Raw genomic sequence first — 16607 nt, 5'->3', positions numbered from 1 at the left:
TGGCTGGTCAGGTCCGGCGCCCGCGACGGACGACACCGGCGACGTGGACGCTCCTGCGGCCCACGACCAGTGCCTCACCGTTCCGACCTGGTTGGCACTCAGGTGCTCCGAGTGCCAGGACGAGTCTGGCACTCGACCCAGGCGAGTGCAAGAACGGGGGTCGATCACCCGGTCGGCCTACCGGCCTCCACCGCGCCCAGGAGTCGTCCCCGGCCGCCGCTGCGCCGCTGTCCGTGTCCCGCACGGGCGCCCAGACGACAGAGGCCCGGCCCCCCGAAGGGGACCGGCCTCTGCCAGAGCCGATCAGGCGGCGGTGACGCCGTCGGCCTGCGGGCCCTTCTCGCCCTGCATGACCTCGAAGCCGACCCGCTGGCCCTCGTCGAGGCTCTTTACCCGTCCATCTGGGTGGCCGAGTAGTGGACGAAGACGTCCTGCCCGGCGTCGGCGGTGATGGAGCCGAGGCCCTTCTCGGCGTCGAACCACTTCACGGTGCCCTGTGCCACGTGTGCTCCCACGCGTGCGTCGGTCGGCCCCCGTCTGCTGGGGGTCGGGATCTCGCTCTTCCTCCCGCCGATCACGAACGTGAACCACGAACCGCGCGGAACGGTATAGCCGCGGACGTCGCAGCCCCGCCGAGCAGCCGTGACCGGACTGTGACGGGCCTCGTCAGCCGATCAGGCCGGCCTCGCGCAGCGACGACAGCGAGGGCTGCACGTGGTGCGACGGGCCGACGACGGTCAGCAGCGGGTCCAGCGTCTTGAGGCCCTCGCCGGTGTTGAGGACGACGGTCTCCTTCGCCGGGTCGAGCAGGCCGCCCTCGACCAGCTTGCGCAGCACCGCGGTGGTGACCCCGCCCGCGGTCTCGGCGAAGATTCCGGTGGTGCGCGCCAGGTCGCGGATGCCGGCCACGATCTCGTCGTCGCCAACCCGGCCGACGGCACCTCCGGTGCGCCGGATGGCGTCCAGCGCGTAGGGGCCGTCGGCGGGATTGCCGATGTTCAGCGACTTGGCAATGCCGGTGGGCTTGACCGGCTTGACGACGTCCCAGCCGTTGTCGAAGGCGGTGGCGATCGGGTCGCAGCCGGCCGACTGCGCTCCGAACACCTTCCACCCGGTGTCCTCGACGATGCCGGCGGCCACCAGCTCCCGCCAGGCCTTGTCGACCTTGGTCAGCAGCGACCCCGACGCCATCGGGATGACGATCTGGGCGGGGATCCGCCAGCCGAGCTGCTCGGCGATCTCGTAGCCCATCGTCTTGGAACCCTCGGCGTAGTACGGCCGCACGTTCTGGTTGACGAAGGCGGTGTCCTCGAACTCGTCGGTCTCGGCGAGTTCGCTGGTCAGCCGGTTGACGTCGTCGTAGGAGCCGTCGACGGCGATCAGCGCCTGGCCGTAGACCGCGGACTGCACGATCTTCCCCGGCTCCAGGTCACTGGGGACGAACACGAAGGAGGGCAGCCCCATCCGGGCGGCGTGCGCGGCCACGGAGTTGGCCAGGTTGCCGGTGGAGGCGCAGGCGATCTTGGCGTAGCCGAAGCCTCTGGCCGCGGTGGCGGCCAGGCTGACCACCCGGTCCTTGAAGGAGTGGGTGGGGTTGGCCGAGTCGTCCTTCACCCAGAGCCCGCCGGTGATGCCCAGCTCGGCGGCGAGCCGGTCGGCGCGCACCAGCGGGGTCATCCCCGGGTCCAGCGTCACCCGGTCGGCCGGGTCCTGACCCACCGGCAGAAGGGCGGCGTAGCGCCAGATGTTCTGCGGACCGGCCTCGATCTGCTGCCGGGTCACCGCCCGCATCAGCTCGGGGTCGTAGTCGACCTCCAGCGGGCCGAAGCACTCCGCGCAGGCGTGCTCGGCGATGAGGCCGAAGGTGGCACCGCAGTTGCGGCAGATGAGGCCGCGGGCCGGGTTCGGCGGGACCGGACCCCCCTCAGTGACATCGGCCTGGGCAGAACCGGGAGCGGTCAGGGTCATGCGACGACTACCTCCTCATCTTCCCCGCGCCGGGCCGTCGAGCCGCGCGGGACGGAATTGGCACCTTCCCTCCGCAGGAGTGCGAATGGCGGTTGCCGGGGCTTCGTCGGGCCGTGTCCCCCTGCCCCTCTGGATGAGTGGAACGCTGGTAACTCTACCCACCCACCTCCGTGCAGGAGCGGAACGGCTACGCCGTGCTGAAAGCACACCCCACCCACCTCGGTGACGGAGCGGTGCGGCTGCCGCCGCGCGATCGAGCATCCCCCGGGGTCGGGCGCTGCGGCCGGGAGCAGTCAGGATGGGCGGGTGGCCACCGGCATCGTCTACACCGACCTCGACGGGACCATGGTCGGCCCGCGCGGCTCCTTCTGGCACACCGCGGAGCGCACGCCGACCGCCTCCCCGGCCACCGCGCTGTTGGAACTTCACCGCGCCGGCGTCCCGTTGGTGCTGGTCAGCGGGCGCACCCACGACCAGTTGGTCGAGGCCGCCCGGATCTTCGGCGCCGACGGGTCGATCGCCGAGCTGGGCTCGCTGGTGAGCTGGGCCGGCGGCCGGCAGACCCACCTGCTCACCGGCGACCTGCCCGCCGAGCACATCGGCCGCACGCCGATGGCCGTAATGGCCGAACAGGGCGTCGTCGACGCGCTGGTGGCGGCCAACGCCGGACGACTCGAGTGGCACGAGCCCTGGCATGTCACCCACTCCGCCGACGCCCTGCTGCGCGGCCGGGTCGGCCCCGCCGCCGTCGACGCCTGGCTGGCCGGACAGGGGTGGGGGTGGCTGACATGCAAGGACAACGGCGCCATCCCGGCGACGTCCCGGATGACGCTGGCGCCCGAGGCCCTGCCGCCGCGGGTCTACCACCTCATGCCGCGGGGCATCTCCAAGGGCGCGGCCATCGCCTGGGACCTCGCCCGTCGTGGGCTGTCCCCGGCCGACGCGGTCGCGATCGGGGACAGCGTCAGCGACCTGGAGATGGCCCCGGCGGTCGGCCGGTTGTGGGTCACCGCCAACGGGGCCGCCGTCCCGGGGATGGCCGAGCTGCTCACCGCCGTCCCGAACGCGACCGTGACCGAGGAGCCGATGGGCTCGGGCTGGGCCCAGGCGGTCCTCGCCAGCCTGTGAACGGAGTCGCTGGGTGACGGGAACCGTCACCCAGCGACTCCACTCAGGAGGTGACGTCGCGGCGGGCGAAGTGCCGGAAGGCCAGCGCGGTGAACAGCGCGGCGTAGACCAGCGACTGCACCACGCCACGGAAGAGGTCGGCGGAGTCCACCGGTGTCTGCAGCAGGTCGGTCCAGGCGAACTCGCCGGCGGTCGGGAACCAGTCGCGCAGGCTGCCCAGCTGCTCGACCTGGTCGAGGATCGCGAAGACGAACATCGTGAAGATCGCCCCGCCGACGGCGGCCAGCGGCGCGTCGGTGACCGTGGACAGCCAGATCGCCAGCGTGCCCACGACGAGCAGGTGGACGGCGAGGTAGCCGACGATCCCGGCCAGCCGCAGCAGGCCACTGCCCTGCGGGATGGACAGCCCGACCGGGGTCTGCACATCGCCGAAGCCGAAGGCGATGCCACCGGCTACCACCGAGACGACGGTGACGGTGACCAGGGCGCTGACCGACAGCACCAGCGCGGCGTACCACTTCTGCCGCAGCAGCCGGAGCCGCGGGATCGGCGTGGCCAGCGCGTAGCGCAGCGACCCCCACTGCGCTTCGCTGGCCACGGTGTCGCCGAAGAACAGCGCGAACACCACGACCAGGAAGAAGCTGGTGGCGGCGAACAGCACGAACAGGGTGAAGTTGAGCCCGCTGGCGGTGGCCACGTCGACCAGATTGACCCGGCCGTTCGCCTGCGCCTCCGCGGAGGCGCCCAGCTTCAGCGCGGCGATCAGGATCAGCGGCAGCGCCACCATCGCCACGAAGACGCCCAGCGTGCGGCGCCGCTTGAACTGGCGGCGCAGCTCCACGCCCAGCCGCAGGGTGCGCCCGGGCCGGTAGCCGGCCGCCGCACCGGTCCTGTCGTGGGCAGAAATGGCCATTTCTGCCCTCTCGGTAGCGCTCATGACGACTCCACCAACGACAGGAACGCGTCCTCCAGCCGGCGCCGCGGGGTCAGCTGGTCCACCCCGATGCCCGCCGCGACCAACGCGGACAGCGCCGCGGCGCGCCCGGTCGGGCCGAGGTCGACGACCAGGCCCTCCTCGGTGCGCTCGACCGGCCCCGCCCCCGGCAACCCGGCCAGCAGGACGGCCGCCCGGTCGGTGTCGGCCTCGTCGGCCAAGCCCACGAGCACCGCACCACCGGCACCGATGATCTCCTCGACCGTGCCCTGGGCGATCTTCTGTCCTTTCGCCATGACCACGACGTGGCTGCAGGTCTGCTCGATCTCCGACAGCAGGTGGCTGGAGACGATGACCGTGCGGCCGGTCTGCGCGTAGGACCGGAGCACCTCACGCATCGCGTGGATCTGCGGCGGGTCCAGCCCGTTGGTGGGCTCGTCGAGGACCAGCAGGTCGGGCAGCCCGAGCATGGCCTGGGCGATGGCGACCCGCTGGCGCATGCCCTGGCTGTAGCTGCGCACCCGCTTGTCGATCGCCGTCCCGAGTCCGGCGACCTCCATCGCCTCGTCCAGGTGCGCGTCGGCCAGCGGGCGGCCGGTGGCCGCCCAGTACAGGGTCAGGTTGTCCCGGCCGGACAGGTGCGGCTGCAGGCCGGTGCCCTCGACGAACGAGCCGAGCCGGGACAGCACCGGCGCCCCGGGCCGCGCGGCGTGCCCGAACACCGAGATCCGGCCCTCGGTGGGACGGATGAGGCCCATCAGCATGCGCAGCGAGGTGGTCTTGCCGGCGCCGTTGGGCCCGAGCAGGCCGAGCACCTGACCGCGGCGGACCTCGAAGGACAGGTCCCGGACGGCGACGAAGCCGTCGTTGTAGGCCTTGGTGACCCCCTCGAATCGCAACGGCACGTCCTCGCCGTTCGGCTCGACGGCCGACAGCCGCCGGTCCCGGCGCCGTCCCCACAGCTTCGCGGCCAGCCAGCCGAGCGCTCCCACGGCGGCCAGAACGGCTAGCAGCACCCACCAGCGCGCCGATCCCCCCGAGCCGGCCACGGTGCCCGGCGCCTGCGGGACGGCGATCGACGTCTCGCCGACGGGCAGCCCCACCGAGTACACCGCCGCCGTCGAGGGGAGGGCGAATGCCTGGTCGGTCGAGGAGACCAGCAGCCGCATCCTGTGCCCAGCCTCGAAGCGGTGCACGATGCCCGGCAGCGTGACCGGCACCGCCGTGGGAGCGGCCGGGTCGGTCGACAGCGCGGTCAGCCGCAGCGGGGCCACCAGCCCGGCGGGCAGCGTCATCGTGCCGTCGGGGGCGACGTCGTAGAGCTTGGCGAACAGCGTCGCCGTCCCGCTGGGCGAGGAGACGGCCAGCGTGGTGGTCGCGGCACCGACCGCGTCGGTGCCGACGTCGAGCGCGGCGCTGTCGAAGGCGGCGAACTGGCCGGGGATCTCCACGGTCGTGCCGCCGAGTGCCGAGGTGACCGCGCCGAGGCCGGGCACGGTGGTCAGGGCGGCGGGGCTGCCGCCGGCGGGGGTGACCACCGGCTGGGTCATCCCGCCGAGCGCGACCGTCGTCCGCTGCGCCGGGTCGCCGCCGGCCAGGCCCGGGTAGGCGGCGGCGGTGACGGTCTGGCCGCCGTCCTGCACGCTGCCCACGCCGCTGACCAGGCCGGTGGGCGCGGGGTAGCTGAAGCCGCCGGTGCCCGGCGCCGGGTCCGCGCCGAGCAGGTGGGTGCCGAACCAGCCGGCGACCCGGTCGCGCAGGTCGGCGGTGACCCGGTCGGAGGCCTGCGTGTCGTGCCCACCGGCGTACCAGACGACCTGCACCGGCGTGCCGTTCGCAGCGATGCCGCGGGCGTTCGCGTCCGCCTCGCCGAGCCCGAAGAGGGAGTCCTGGGTGCCCTGCACCAGCAGCGTCGGGGCGCTGATCCGGTCCAGCACCGCGGCCGGGCTGCTGCGGTCGAGCACCGCGGCGACCTCCGGTGTCAGCGTCCCGGTGGCGGCGGCCGACTGGTAGGCCGCGCAGACGTCGGCCCGGAATCGGCCGCAGGTCAGCGCCTGGGTCACCGCGCCCGGGTCGAGAGCGGACTCGTCCGGAACGCCGGTCCCGTCACCGGCGCTGCCGCCGGTCAGCGCGCCCAGCAGCCCGTCGCCGGTGGGCACCGAGCCAACGCCGAAGAAGAGCCCGGCCCAGGACCGCTTGAACACCCCCGCATCGGTGCTGACCGGGCCGGCCGCCACGGTGTCCGCGTCGACGATGCCGGCGTTCTCCGGGAACAGCGCCGAGGTCAGCGAGTTCCAGGTGATCTCCGGGGCGATGGCGTCGATCCGGTCGTCGTAGCCTGCCGCCAGTAGCGACACCGCGCCGCCGTAGGAGGCGCCGGTGAGGCCCACGCTCGGGTCACCGGGACCGTCGAGCCGCACGTCGTCGCGGGCGGCGAGCAGGTCGATCAGGGTGCTGACGTCGGCCACCTCGTACCGGGGGTCGTCCAGGCCGATCTGCCCGGTGCTGCGGCCGAAGCCGCGCGCGGACCAGGTGAGGACGACGAAGCCGTGGCCCGCCAGGTCCCGGGCGTCGGCGGCGACGGACTCCTTGCTGCCGCCGAACCCATGCGCGATGAGCACCGCGGCGGCCGGGTCGTCGGCGGTGGCCGACGACGGCATGTAGAGCGTGGTGTCCAGCTCGACGGCGTCCGCGCCCTGCCCGGAGGGCACCGTGGCATCGGTGGTGGTGACGTCCTCGGCTGCGCGCGCCGGCGCGGCCGGGGCGACGACGAGCAGCGCGGCGAAGGAGAGGGCAGTGAGCAGGACGGCGGTCAGGAATCGCGCACCGGAGCGCGGACCGGGCAGCACGGACCCGGAGGGAGGGCGCACGCAGGCGGCAACGGCCGAGGGGACTCCGGCGTTCCACTGTGCGCCGGCTGTACGCCCGCCCGGGCCGGTCAGGGCCGCCAGTCCCCCGTCACGACGACGACCAGGCCGGGGTCGGGCACGCCGGGGACGTCGAAGAACCGCTCCGCCGGGCCCCCGGCGAGGTCGGGGAACTGTTCCCTGAGCTGATTGGCCGCGTCTTGCTGCACCGAGTTGCCAGCGGTGTAGTAGACGGTGGTGATGGCTACGTCCGCAGCGCCGTAGGCGCCGGGCTCGTTGACCTGCCAACCGCCGACGCTGAACTGGTCGCCGATGTCGGCGGCCAGGCCGGTGATGCGGGTGCTGTTCAGCACGGTGATCGGGGCTCGGACCGGGCCCGCCGGCACGCTGGGAGTCGCCTCGGCCGAGGGGGTCGCCTCGACCGCGGGCGCCGCCGCCGAGGACGGCGGCGCACCGGTGGCTGCCGGGGTCCGTGCGGAGGTCTCCTCGGTGCGCGGTGAGGTGAAGGACCAGACGCCCAGCACTGCCAGGGCCACCACGACCGTCGCCAGCACGAGCTGGACGGCACGCCGGGGAGCCCCGCGGCCGCGCTGGCCGTCGGTCGCCGCCTCCCGCTCGGAACCGGACGGGGGCGCGGGCGGGCCACCCGGACGGGCGAGCGGGCCAGCAGCGGTACTCCCCCGCCGACCACCCTTGCGCGCCGCAGCCTCGGCCGCCTGGCGTTCGAGTCGGGCGGCAGCCCGGCCACCCACGGGTCCGCTCCCCGGCCCGGGGACGCGTGCGGGGGCCCCCTCGTGCACCGGCGCCTCGGCCGGTTCCTCGCCCCAGGCCAGCGGCGGGAGCGCCGTGGTCTCCCGCTCGACGGCGGGGCTCCGCAGGTCGGGAGCTGCGGCGCGCGGCGCCGCGGGCGTACGCGCCGGCCGGGCCGCCGGCTCAGCCGGGGTCCAGGCAGCCGGGGCCGCCGGTGGCGCCGGCTCCGCGGCACGTCGGCCGGCCGGGGCGGCCGCGGCGGCCGCGGCGGAGCGGCGATCCGGCTGGTCGTCGAACGGGAACGGGTCGGCGTCCGGTGCCGAGGCGGGCAGGCCGGGCGTGAACGGCAGGTTCGTCGTCTGCGGCGCCCGGGTCGCGGGGCTGGGCGTCGCGGGAGCGGCCAGGCGGCTGCGGTCCGCGCCGATCCGGGCAGCGCCGTCGGACGTCGACAGCGTCGCGGAGGTGGGCACGTCGGCCGGCGAGGGGGCGGGGCCGGGCTGGTCGGTGCGGCGTCGTCCGGTGACGGGCGGCACGGCCGGGCCGGGCCGACCGGCGGTCGGGGGACGGCGGAGCAGCGGGTCCTCACCGGCCGGGAGCAGCCCCTCCCGGCGGCGCTCGGCCCGGCTGCGGCGCGGCATGGTCATCGCGTCGCCCTCGGTGTCCGGGCCGGAGCGGACCGGGCGGGGTTGGGGCCGGGGCGCCACAGGAGGCGCTGCCGAAGCTGCCGGGCGACGCGCGGCCGGGGGCTGGACACCGGCCGGCGGGCGGGCCGGGGGCTGGGCTGCGGTCGGGGGTGCGTCGTCCGGGAACCGGGAGGCGACCTCGCCGTCCGGGCGGGTGCCGTCACCACCTGATTGCGCATGCCTCCCCACGGTGAGGAAGGCTAGTCGGCCGAAGGGTCCGTGCCCAGCGTTCGCCCGGAGCGCTGCCGCTGTCGCGCGGAGCGCATCCGCCGCAACCGGCGCACCAGCAGCGGGTCGGCGGCCAGCGCCTCGGGGCGGTCGATCACGCTGTTGAGCACTTGGTAGTAGCGGGTTGCCGAGAGCCCGAACCGCTCGCGGATGGCGGTCTCCTTGGCCCCCGGGAACCGCCACCACTGCCGTTCGAACGCGAGCACCTCGCGGTCGCGTGCGGGAAGGTTCACAGCTGCGGTCGTCCCGCCCGCCCCACCCGTCACGGGCGTCTCGCTCGCGGCCTCGCCGGATGGTGGGCCAGCCACCTCGTCGGGTGCGGGGTCGCTGGTCATCTGCGGGCCTCCGATGGGCGCGGGTCGGACCGGCCGGCGGCGGGGCCGGCCCCGGACGGACCCCTCCGACGGTAGTCGCGCCGGGCGGTTGGAGGTGGAATCCCCGCCCAGGCGGTCGGCCTCACGGGGCGACGGGGACGGCGTCCGCCGCGGCGACGGCCCGGCGGTTGCCGTGGGCGGCGCGCAGGGTGTCGAGGGTGAAGACGGCCAGCGCCAGCCAGACGATGGCGAAGCCGGCCAGCCGAGCCGGCGGCATGGGCTCGCCGAGGACGAGGACGGCGATCGCCAGCTGCATCAGCGGGTTGATGTACTGCAGCAGCCCCACCGTCGACAGCGGCACCCGCCGGGCCGCTGCGGCGAAGAGGAGCAGCGGCACGGCGGTGGCCACGCCGGAGAAGGCAAGCAGCAGCGCGCTGCCCGTGCCCTCGTGGCCGAACGCGCCCGAGCCGGTCGCCTCGAGGACGACGAGGACCACGAGGGCCGGGAGGAAGACCAGCGCCGTCTCCACGAACAGCCCCGGCGCCGCCTCCACCCGGACCAGCTTCTTCATCAGCCCGTACAGGCCGAAGGAGCCGGCCAGGGCCAGCGCGATCCAGGGCGGGCGGCCGTAGTCGACGGTGAGGACGATGACCGCGAGCGCGGCGGTACCAACGGCGACCCACTGCAGCCGGCGCAGTCGCTCCCGGAACACCAGGACGCCGAGCAGCACGCTGACCAGCGGATGGATGAAATAGCCCAGCGAGATCTCCACGACGTGGCCGGAGTTGACGCCGTAGACGAAGACCAGCCAGTTGACGACGATCAACACGGCTGCCGCGGCGAGCACGAGCAGCGTGCGGCGGTCGGCGAAGGCGGCGCGGACCTGCGGCCAGCCGCGGCGGACGCTGAGCAGCAGCCCGATGAACAGCAACGACCAGACCACGCGGTGGGCGACGATCTCCAGGCCCCCGGCCGGCTCGAGCAGGGGGAAGTAGAGCGGGAACAAACCCCAGAGGACGTAGGCCGCGAGCCCGGCGACCACCCCGACACGACGTTCGTCCACGCCGGGACCCTACGTCCGACGCCGCCAGGGCCAGGCGGCGTCGGTGTCAGCTGGTCTGGATGTAGTCCACCAGCTGCTCGCGCTCGGTCTCCAGCTCGTCGAGCCGGGCCTTGACGACGTCGCCGATGGAGACGATCCCGGCGAGCCGGCCGGCCACCAGCACCGGCACGTGGCGCACCCGGTGCTCGGTCATCAGCCGGGTCAGGTCGGTCACGGCGGTGGCCGGAGTGCACGTGTGCACCTGTGCGGTCATCAACGTGCCGACCAGGTCGCCGAGCACGTCCCCGCCCCGCGCGTGCAGCCCGCGGGCGACGTCCCGCTCGGAGACGACGCCGTCCACGTGCTCCCCATCCGCGCTCACCACCAGTGCGCCGACGTTGCGCTCGACCAGCTGGGCGAGCGCCTCGCCGACCGTTGCGTCGCCGGGGACGGTGGCGACCGCTCCCCCGCCGACCTTGTGCCGCAGCACGTCCTCGACCCGCACGGTGCCTCCTCGGGCTCGTCCCCCGCGTGCGGAGTGTGGCGCAGCTCGTCCCCCACGGCAACGGCCTGCGACGCCTACCGTCTCCTGTGTGTCAGCTGCACGGCCGAACCCGGCACAGTGGGTCTGGTACGCCCTCGGCGGCGGCCTCCCCCAGCGCCTGTCGGGATGGGTGCTCGAGGACACCACGCGGCGCAGCTGGGTGCTGCGCCACCTGGCTCGGGCGCTGGTCCAACTGTCCCCCGTGATCGTGCTGTGCCTGCTCGTCCCGCCGGTGCCGATGGGGTTCCGGGTGAGCGCGGCCATTGGCGGGACGCTGATCGGGCTGCTCTTCTCCCTGGCGTACATGACCGAGACCACCGAGCACCGCGCGGTCAAGGCCGGCCACCCGTCGGGGACCACCGCCCGGGTGCGCGCCGAGCGGGCCGAACGCGAGCGGCTGGAGAGGCGGGCCCGCTACCGGGACGGCGGCTCCGGCAGCTTCGACTAAGTTGACTGTCGTCCTCCGGACTCCACCGCGGCCACGAGCCGTTCCCGGGCTTCCGCGGAGCCGTTGCGTGTCCCCCAGGTGGAGAGCCTCCGGCCCCCGCACCCTCAGGACACAGCGCTCCTCCGGAGCGCAGATCCACCACGGACTCCACCGCGGTCCCGGTTCTTTCCCGGGCTTCCGTGGAGCCGTTGCGTGTCCCCCAGGTGGAGAGCCTCCGGCCCCCGCACCCTCAGGACACAGCGCTCCTCCGGAGCGCGGGCTCGTGCAGCTTCGAGGCGCTGCCCTCATGGAAGATGCAGGCCGTGCATCCCTGCGTGTCCCGCCGGAGCCTGCTCATCGCCGGCGGTGCCGGCCTCTGCGCGCTCGCGCTGGCCGGCTGCGGAGGCGGTATCGACCTCCCAGAGCTGACCGGGGTCGCCAGCGGCGACGTGCTGGTGGCGCTGGCCGACGTCCCCGTCGAGGGCGGCTACCTGCTCGAGGTCGACGGACGCCGGGTGGTCATCACCCAGCCGTCGGCCGGCACCGTGGCCGCGTTCGACGCCACGTGCCCGCACGCGGGGTGCACGGTGCGGCCCACCGGTGACGGGCTGGGCTGCCCCTGCCACGGGTCGGCGTTCGACCCGGCCACCGGTGAGGTGCGGGAGGGGCCGGCGACGTCCCCGCTGATTCCGGTCGGGGTGACGGTCCGCGGGAACGACGTCGTCCTGGTGTGAGGTCAGTCCTCGACGCGGAAGCCGATCTTCATGGTGACCTGGAAGTAGGCGACCTCGCCGTCGACGACCTGGCCGCGGACCTCCGAGGTCTGGAACCACTCGATGTTGCGCACGGTCTGCGAGGCCTTCCGCACCGCGGTGCGGATGGCGTCGTCGACGCTGGTGGTGGACGTGCCGACGATCTCGCTCAGCCGGTAGACGTGGTCGCTCAACGGGACTCCTCGGGGCGGCTGCCCGGACGGCAGCGGGACCCCGACCCTGGCACGGTCCCGCCGCGCCCGCGACCGAGCGGGCACACCGGCCGGTCAGCTGCGGTGGTGAACCTCCTGGAGCCCGTACACCGGGGTCGGGAGGCCCTCCTTGCGCGCCTTGAGCTGCAGCGCGAGGTACAGGGAGTAGTGCCGCGACTGGTGCAGGTTGCCACCGTGGAACCACAGCGCCTCCTGCTGGGTGGGCTTCCACATGTTGCGCTGCTCGCCCTCCCACGGGCCGGGGTCCTTGGTGGTGTCCGAGCCCAGCCCCCACACCTTGCCGACGCGGTCGGCGACCTCCTGGGAGATCAGGTCCGCCGCCCAGCCGTTCATCGAGCCGTACCCGGTGGCGTAGACGACGAGGTCGGCCGGCATCTCGGTGCCGTCGGTGAGCACCACCGAGTGCTCGGTCAGGTGGTCGACCTGGCCCCTGACCAGGGCGACGTCGCCGTTGGCCACCAGGTCCGCGGCGCCGACGTCGATGTAGTAGCCCGAGCCCCGGCGCAGGTACTTCATGAACAGCCCCGAGCCGTCCTCGCCCCAGTCGTGGTCGAAGCCGGCAGCCTCCAGCCGCCCATAGAAGTCCTTGTCGCGTTCCCGCATCTGGTCGTACAGCGGGATCTGGAACTCGTGCATGATCCGGTAGGGCAGCGACGCGAAGACCAGGTCGGCCTTCTCCGTGGTCATGCCCGCGGCGACGGCGTCTTCGGAGTACAGGGCGCCCAGTCCGATGTCCATCAGCGAGTCCGAGCGCACGATGTGCGTTGAGGAGCGCTGCACCATCGTCACGTCCGCGCCGTTCTCCCACAGTGCCCCGCAGATGTCGAAGGCGGAGTTGTTCGAGCCCACGACGACGCACTTCTTGCCGCGGTAGGCGTCCGGGCCGGGGTGCGCGGACGAGTGGTGCTGGTCGCCGCGGAAGACGTCCATGCCGGGGAAGTCGGGGACGTTGGGCTTGCCCGACATCCCGGTGGCCAGCACGAGCTGCTGCGGGCGCAGGACGACCGGGATGCCGTCGCGCTCAACGGTCACTGTCCACTCCCCGGTGGACTCGTCGTAGGCGGCGTTCACGGCCCGCGTGTTGGACCAGTAGTTGAGTTCCATGACCCGGGTGTAGGACTCGAGCCAGTCGGCGATCTTGTCCTTGGGGGCGAACACCGGCCAGTTGTCCGGGAACTTGACGTAGGGCAGGTGGTCGTACCAGACCGGGTCGTGCAGGCACAGCGACTTGTACCGGCTGCGCCACTGGTCCCCGGGCCGCGGGTGCTTGTCGATGACGATGGTCGGGACGTCGAGCTGGCGCAGCCGCGCACCGAGGGCGATGCCGCCCTGTCCTCCCCCTACGACCAGAACGTACGGCTGGGTCTCGTAGCCGAGCTCGCGCGCCTCGCGCTCCCGCCGGTCCAGCCACGACTCGCGGTCGCGGTGGATCCCGTGCTCGGCGCCCTTGGGCCGCCGGTCCCGCGTCGGCTCCTCGTGCCCGGTGAGCTCGTAGAGCGTGGTGAGCAGCGTCCAGGCACGGCCGTCGCGCAGCCGCAGCTGCCCCCGGCCACGACCGACCGCCGTCTCGAACTGGATCCAGGCTTCGGTGACCCCGTCGGCCTCGGCCGGCTCTTCCCCGGGGGTGATCGTCCAGTTGCGCGGGCGGGTCCCGGTCAGCGTCTGCTCGAGCATGTCGGCGATGGCCGGCCGCCCCTCGGCGGTCGTGATGTTCCAGGTGAAGGAGATCAGGTCGCGCCAGTAGCAGTCCTCGGTGAACAGCGCGGCGGCGGCCGCCGCGTCACCGGCGGTGAGCGCGGCGTCGAAGTCGGACAGCCAGCCCCGGACGGCGGTCGCGGCCGGGCTCTGCTCGAGGGTGGTGGTCATGGCAGCAGTGTCGTATGTCACCTCCGGCTCGGCCAGGTGGCGACGCCGGAGCGCCGGGCGGAGCCCCATGTCCGGATTGAACGGACGACCTTTCGCTTACAAGGCGAGTGCTCTACCACTGAGCTAATGGGGCGGGCTCCGGGCGAGGCTACCGGTCTCCCGCACTGCCGCTGCGGTCCGGGAGCTGCAGGATCGGAGACATGACGCTCCCCGTGGTCGCCGTCCTCGGCACCGGCACGATGGGCGCAGGGATGGTCGGCTCGCTGCGGCGGGCCGGCATCCCGGTGCGGATGTGGAACCGCGACGCGGCGAAGGCCCGAGCGCTGACCGGTACCGGCGCGGAGACCCTGGACTCCCCGGTGGAGGCTGCCACCGGTGCCCACGTCGTGTTGACGACGGTCTTCGATGCGGACGCCGCGGTCGACGTCGTCCGGCAGGCCGCGCCGGCGCCGGGCACGGTGTGTGGCTGCAGTGCACCACCGTCGGCATGGCCGGTGCTGACGCGACCATCGCCACCGCCGGCGAGCTGGGCCTGGTCCTCGTCGACTGCCCGGTGCTGGGCACGAAGAAGCCGGCCGAGGACGGCTCGCTGGTGCTGCTGGCCTCTGGGGACGAGGGCGCGCGCGAGCAGCTGGCCCCGGTGTTCGACGCGTTGGGCAGCCGGACGCTCTGGCTGGGCGGGGCCGGCGCCGGGAGCCGGCTGAAGATGGCTTGCAACGCTTGGCTGTTCATGGTCACCGCCGGCGCCGCGCAGTCGATCGCGCTCGCGCGCGGACTGGGGCTGGACCCGCAGCACTTCCTGGACGCGATAGCGGGCGGCCCGCTGGACACCCCTTACGCGCAGCTAAAGGGCGCGAACATGATCGGCGGGGAGCACCCGGTGAGCTTCGGGCTGACCGGCGCGGCCAAGGATGCCCGGCTGATCCGGGAGGCGCTGCAGGCGGCCGGCGTCCCCGACCGGCTGGACGCCGCGGTGCTGGAGACCATGGACGCCGCGGCGCGACAGCTCCCCGACCCCGGGGCGGTCGACGTCAGCGCGCTGATCGCCGGGCTGGCGCCGGACCGGGACTGAGCCGGCCGGCTCAGGCGGTGCCCGACCCCGCCGACCAGTCGCCGCGCAGGTACTGCGCGGGGTTGCTGTCCGCCGTCGCCCCGGCGGCGAGCCAGCGGGCGAACCCGACCGGGTCGCGGCGCTCCAGCTCGTCGAGGGCCTCACGCCGCCGGTGCGCGACCTGCGCCCGGACGGCCGGGTCTACCGCGGCCTCCAGCGCCGAACCCGTGCGCAGCCACTCCCGGCCCAGCGCCTCCATCGACAGCCGCGACAGGTCGGTGGCGGCGACCGGCGGCACACCGGGCACCGCGGCCGGCCTGGCCGCGGGCTCCGGCCGGGAGGTCGCCGGGTGGGCGGGATCCTGGAGGGGCGGGTGGCCGGGGCCGCGCGAGGAGGGGTGTCGTTCCCGCCGGGCCGACGGCGGGCGGGCAGCGGGCCGGGCCGGCGCCGCGGGTCCCGCGCCGGGCCGGCTGCTCCCGGAGGGGTGTGGCGGGCCCGCAGGGCGGGCGTCGGCGCCGCGGGACCACCAGGCGAGCGCGACCACGGCGGCCCAGGGTGCAACCACCACCAGGGCGGCCCCGCCGGCCAGCGCCGCCGAGCCGCTCAGCACCAGCAGGACTGCCACCACGCCCACCCCGGTCCGCCAGGCCGCCTCGACGGTCGTGGCGCGCGCGGACCCGGTGGCGGACTCCCGAGCGATGCCGGCTGTCAGACAGGCGCCCATCGCCCCGGCCAGGCCCACGGCGGCCACGCCCGTACCGTGCAACGAGACGCCCCCGACGAGCGCGAGTCCCCCGGTCAGGATCAGGGCGACCACCGTCGAGCACCGGCTGAGCAGACTGTGCGCGGACACCGGCACCTCCCTGGCTGGCGAGCAACGAGGGAGACCCCTGCCGCCGAGCATCAGCTCAGCGGCGTCCCCCGTGTACAGAGAGTCCTCCTCCGCGGCCGATCCCGCCCGTCCTGGGGGGATGGACCAGGCACGATGTGCGCCGTGGGCAACTCCGTCGTGCAGGTGGGTCCCGGGCTCGCCCTCGCGGCGGTCGCGCTGACCGCGCTGGCCGTGGCGGTCGGCTGGACGTCCGGGCTGGGCCAGCAGCGCCCGGTGGCCGTCGCAGCACTGCGGGCGGCGGTCCAGCTGGCCGTCGTCTCCACCGTGCTGGCCGCCGTCCTGGGTTCACTGGCGCTGTCGACGCTGTTCGTCCTGCTCATGCTCACCGTCGCGGCCGCCACCGCGGCCGGGCGGGTGACCCGGTTGCCGGTGCACGCTCCGGGCCGGGTGCGACGGGTCGCCGCCGCCGGCGCCGCCGTCCTCACCGGCGTCGTCCCGGTGGTCGCCCTGGTGCTGGCCAGTGGCTCGGTCCCGCTGCGCGGGGTGGCGGTCATCCCGGTGGCCGGCATCGTGATCGGCGGGGCCATGACGGCGACCTCGCTGGCCGGGCGGCGACTGTTTGACGAGCTGGACCAGCGCCGCGGCGAGGTGGACGCCGCACTGGCGCTCGGCTTCCTGCCGCGGGACGCCGTCCTGGAGATCGCCCGCCCGGTCGCTGCCACCGCCCTGGTGCCGGGGCTGGACCAGACCCGCACCGTCGGGCTGGTGACCCTCCCCGGGGCCTTCGTCGGCGTCCTGCTGGGCGGAGGCAGCGCCGTGGAGGCCGGGGCGGCTCAGCTGCTGGTGCTCGTCGGGCTGCTGGCGGCGCAGGGCCTTGCGGTGTGGGTGACCCTGGAGCTCGTGGCCCGCGGCGTACTGCGACGCTGACCGGCCGGCGCATGCAGGAACCTCACAGCCCACCTCCAGTTGCGGCCCAGTCCGCTCCCGC

The 16607-nt window shown here is 74.2% G+C and carries 15 protein-coding genes, 1 tRNA gene, 2 pseudogenes and 1 riboswitch; of the genes and pseudogenes, 6 read left to right on the top strand and 12 right to left on the bottom strand.

Annotated elements, in window-relative coordinates; all coding sequences use genetic code 11:
- Nucleotides 1-303: 303 nt before the first annotated feature.
- Both BLW04_RS04645 and thrC read right to left on the bottom strand, forming a co-directional pair.
- A pseudogene (locus tag BLW04_RS04645) lies at nt 304-503 on the bottom strand (cold-shock protein).
- A gap of 163 nt (nt 504-666) precedes the next feature.
- Nucleotides 667-1968, bottom strand: coding sequence for a threonine synthase (gene thrC / locus BLW04_RS04640; RefSeq protein ID WP_217630839.1), 1302 nt, complete (start codon nt 1966-1968; stop codon nt 667-669).
- A 12-nt stretch (nt 1969-1980) separates the two neighbouring features.
- Nucleotides 1981-2108: riboswitch (SAM riboswitch) on the bottom strand.
- 166 nt (nt 2109-2274) lie between these two features.
- On the opposite strand from thrC, the gene BLW04_RS04635 reads away from it, so the two are divergent.
- On the top strand, nt 2275-3096 hold the full coding sequence (locus BLW04_RS04635) for an HAD family hydrolase (RefSeq protein ID WP_091537610.1): 822 nt from the start codon (nt 2275-2277) through the stop codon (nt 3094-3096).
- A gap of 43 nt (nt 3097-3139) precedes the next feature.
- On the opposite strand, the gene BLW04_RS04630 is transcribed toward BLW04_RS04635, so the two are convergent.
- From BLW04_RS04630 to BLW04_RS04605, 6 genes are all read right to left on the bottom strand, one after another.
- The gene (locus tag BLW04_RS04630) at nt 3140-4033 is read right to left on the bottom strand and encodes an ABC transporter permease (RefSeq protein ID WP_254781057.1); all 894 of its coding nucleotides are present in this window, start codon (nt 4031-4033) and stop codon (nt 3140-3142) included.
- Nucleotides 4030-6879 carry an alpha/beta fold hydrolase gene (locus tag BLW04_RS04625; RefSeq protein ID WP_254781056.1) on the bottom strand — a complete coding sequence of 950 codons (2850 nt, stop codon included), beginning with the start codon at nt 6877-6879 and terminating at the stop codon, nt 4030-4032. The genes BLW04_RS04630 and BLW04_RS04625 overlap by 4 nt, the downstream gene beginning before the upstream one ends.
- Nucleotides 6880-6968: 89 nt before the next feature.
- Nucleotides 6969-8291: a LytR C-terminal domain-containing protein gene (locus BLW04_RS04620; protein ID WP_091537607.1), complete on the bottom strand. Its 1323-nt coding sequence runs from the start codon at nt 8289-8291 to the stop codon at nt 6969-6971.
- Nucleotides 8292-8530: 239 nt separating this feature from the next.
- Nucleotides 8531-8791: a DUF3263 domain-containing protein gene (locus tag BLW04_RS04615; RefSeq protein WP_254781055.1), complete on the bottom strand. Its 261-nt coding sequence runs from the start codon at nt 8789-8791 to the stop codon at nt 8531-8533.
- A gap of 223 nt (nt 8792-9014) precedes the next feature.
- A complete protein-coding gene (gene rarD / locus BLW04_RS04610; protein ID WP_091537605.1) occupies nt 9015-9935 on the bottom strand; it encodes an EamA family transporter RarD in 921 nt (306 codons plus the stop codon).
- Nucleotides 9936-9981: 46 nt separating this feature from the next.
- Complete coding sequence (locus tag BLW04_RS04605) at nt 9982-10419, bottom strand: CBS domain-containing protein (RefSeq protein ID WP_091537604.1); 438 nt, start codon at nt 10417-10419, stop codon at nt 9982-9984.
- An 88-nt stretch (nt 10420-10507) separates the two neighbouring features.
- Between BLW04_RS04605 and BLW04_RS04600 the strand changes: the two genes are divergently transcribed.
- Both BLW04_RS04600 and BLW04_RS04595 read left to right on the top strand, forming a co-directional pair.
- Nucleotides 10508-10906, top strand: a complete 399-nt coding sequence (locus BLW04_RS04600) for a DUF5313 family protein (protein WP_091537603.1) — start codon at nt 10508-10510, stop codon at nt 10904-10906.
- 314 nt (nt 10907-11220) lie between these two features.
- Nucleotides 11221-11619 (top strand): Rieske (2Fe-2S) protein, encoded by a 399-nt coding sequence (locus tag BLW04_RS04595; RefSeq protein ID WP_217630838.1) that lies wholly within the window; start codon nt 11221-11223, stop codon nt 11617-11619.
- Nucleotides 11620-11621: 2 nt separating this feature from the next.
- On the opposite strand, the gene BLW04_RS04590 is transcribed toward BLW04_RS04595, so the two are convergent.
- The 3 genes from BLW04_RS04590 to BLW04_RS04580 all read right to left on the bottom strand — a co-directional run bounded on the left by BLW04_RS04590 (nt 11622) and on the right by BLW04_RS04580 (nt 13869).
- Entirely contained in the window at nt 11622-11831 is a 210-nt protein-coding gene (locus BLW04_RS04590) for a dodecin (RefSeq protein ID WP_091537602.1), read from the bottom strand.
- Between the two features lie 93 nt (nt 11832-11924).
- Entirely contained in the window at nt 11925-13736 is a 1812-nt protein-coding gene (locus BLW04_RS04585; RefSeq protein WP_091537601.1) for a flavin-containing monooxygenase, read from the bottom strand.
- A gap of 61 nt (nt 13737-13797) precedes the next feature.
- Nucleotides 13798-13869: transfer RNA gene (locus tag BLW04_RS04580), tRNA-Thr, on the bottom strand.
- A 67-nt stretch (nt 13870-13936) separates the two neighbouring features.
- On the opposite strand from BLW04_RS04580, the pseudogene BLW04_RS29455 reads away from it, so the two are divergent.
- Nucleotides 13937-14113 (top strand): annotated as a pseudogene (locus tag BLW04_RS29455) (NAD(P)-binding domain-containing protein); the annotation flags it as partial.
- Between the two features lie 110 nt (nt 14114-14223).
- The gene (locus BLW04_RS04570) at nt 14224-14808 is read left to right on the top strand and encodes an NAD(P)-dependent oxidoreductase (protein WP_091537599.1); all 585 of its coding nucleotides are present in this window, start codon (nt 14224-14226) and stop codon (nt 14806-14808) included.
- 10 nt (nt 14809-14818) lie between these two features.
- Here the strand turns inward: BLW04_RS04570 and BLW04_RS04565 are convergent, their stop codons facing one another.
- Entirely contained in the window at nt 14819-15640 is an 822-nt protein-coding gene (locus tag BLW04_RS04565) for a hypothetical protein (RefSeq protein WP_091537598.1), read from the bottom strand.
- Between the two features lie 141 nt (nt 15641-15781).
- Between BLW04_RS04565 and BLW04_RS04560 the strand changes: the two genes are divergently transcribed.
- The gene (locus tag BLW04_RS04560) at nt 15782-16546 is read left to right on the top strand and encodes an ABC transporter permease (protein ID WP_217630837.1); all 765 of its coding nucleotides are present in this window, start codon (nt 15782-15784) and stop codon (nt 16544-16546) included.
- Nucleotides 16547-16607: the final 61 nt, after the last annotated feature.

This window comes from Modestobacter sp. DSM 44400 (assembly GCF_900107175.1).
Classification (GTDB): Bacteria; Actinomycetota; Actinomycetes; order Mycobacteriales; family Geodermatophilaceae; genus Modestobacter.
This window is presented reverse-complemented; position numbering and strand designations above follow the sequence as displayed.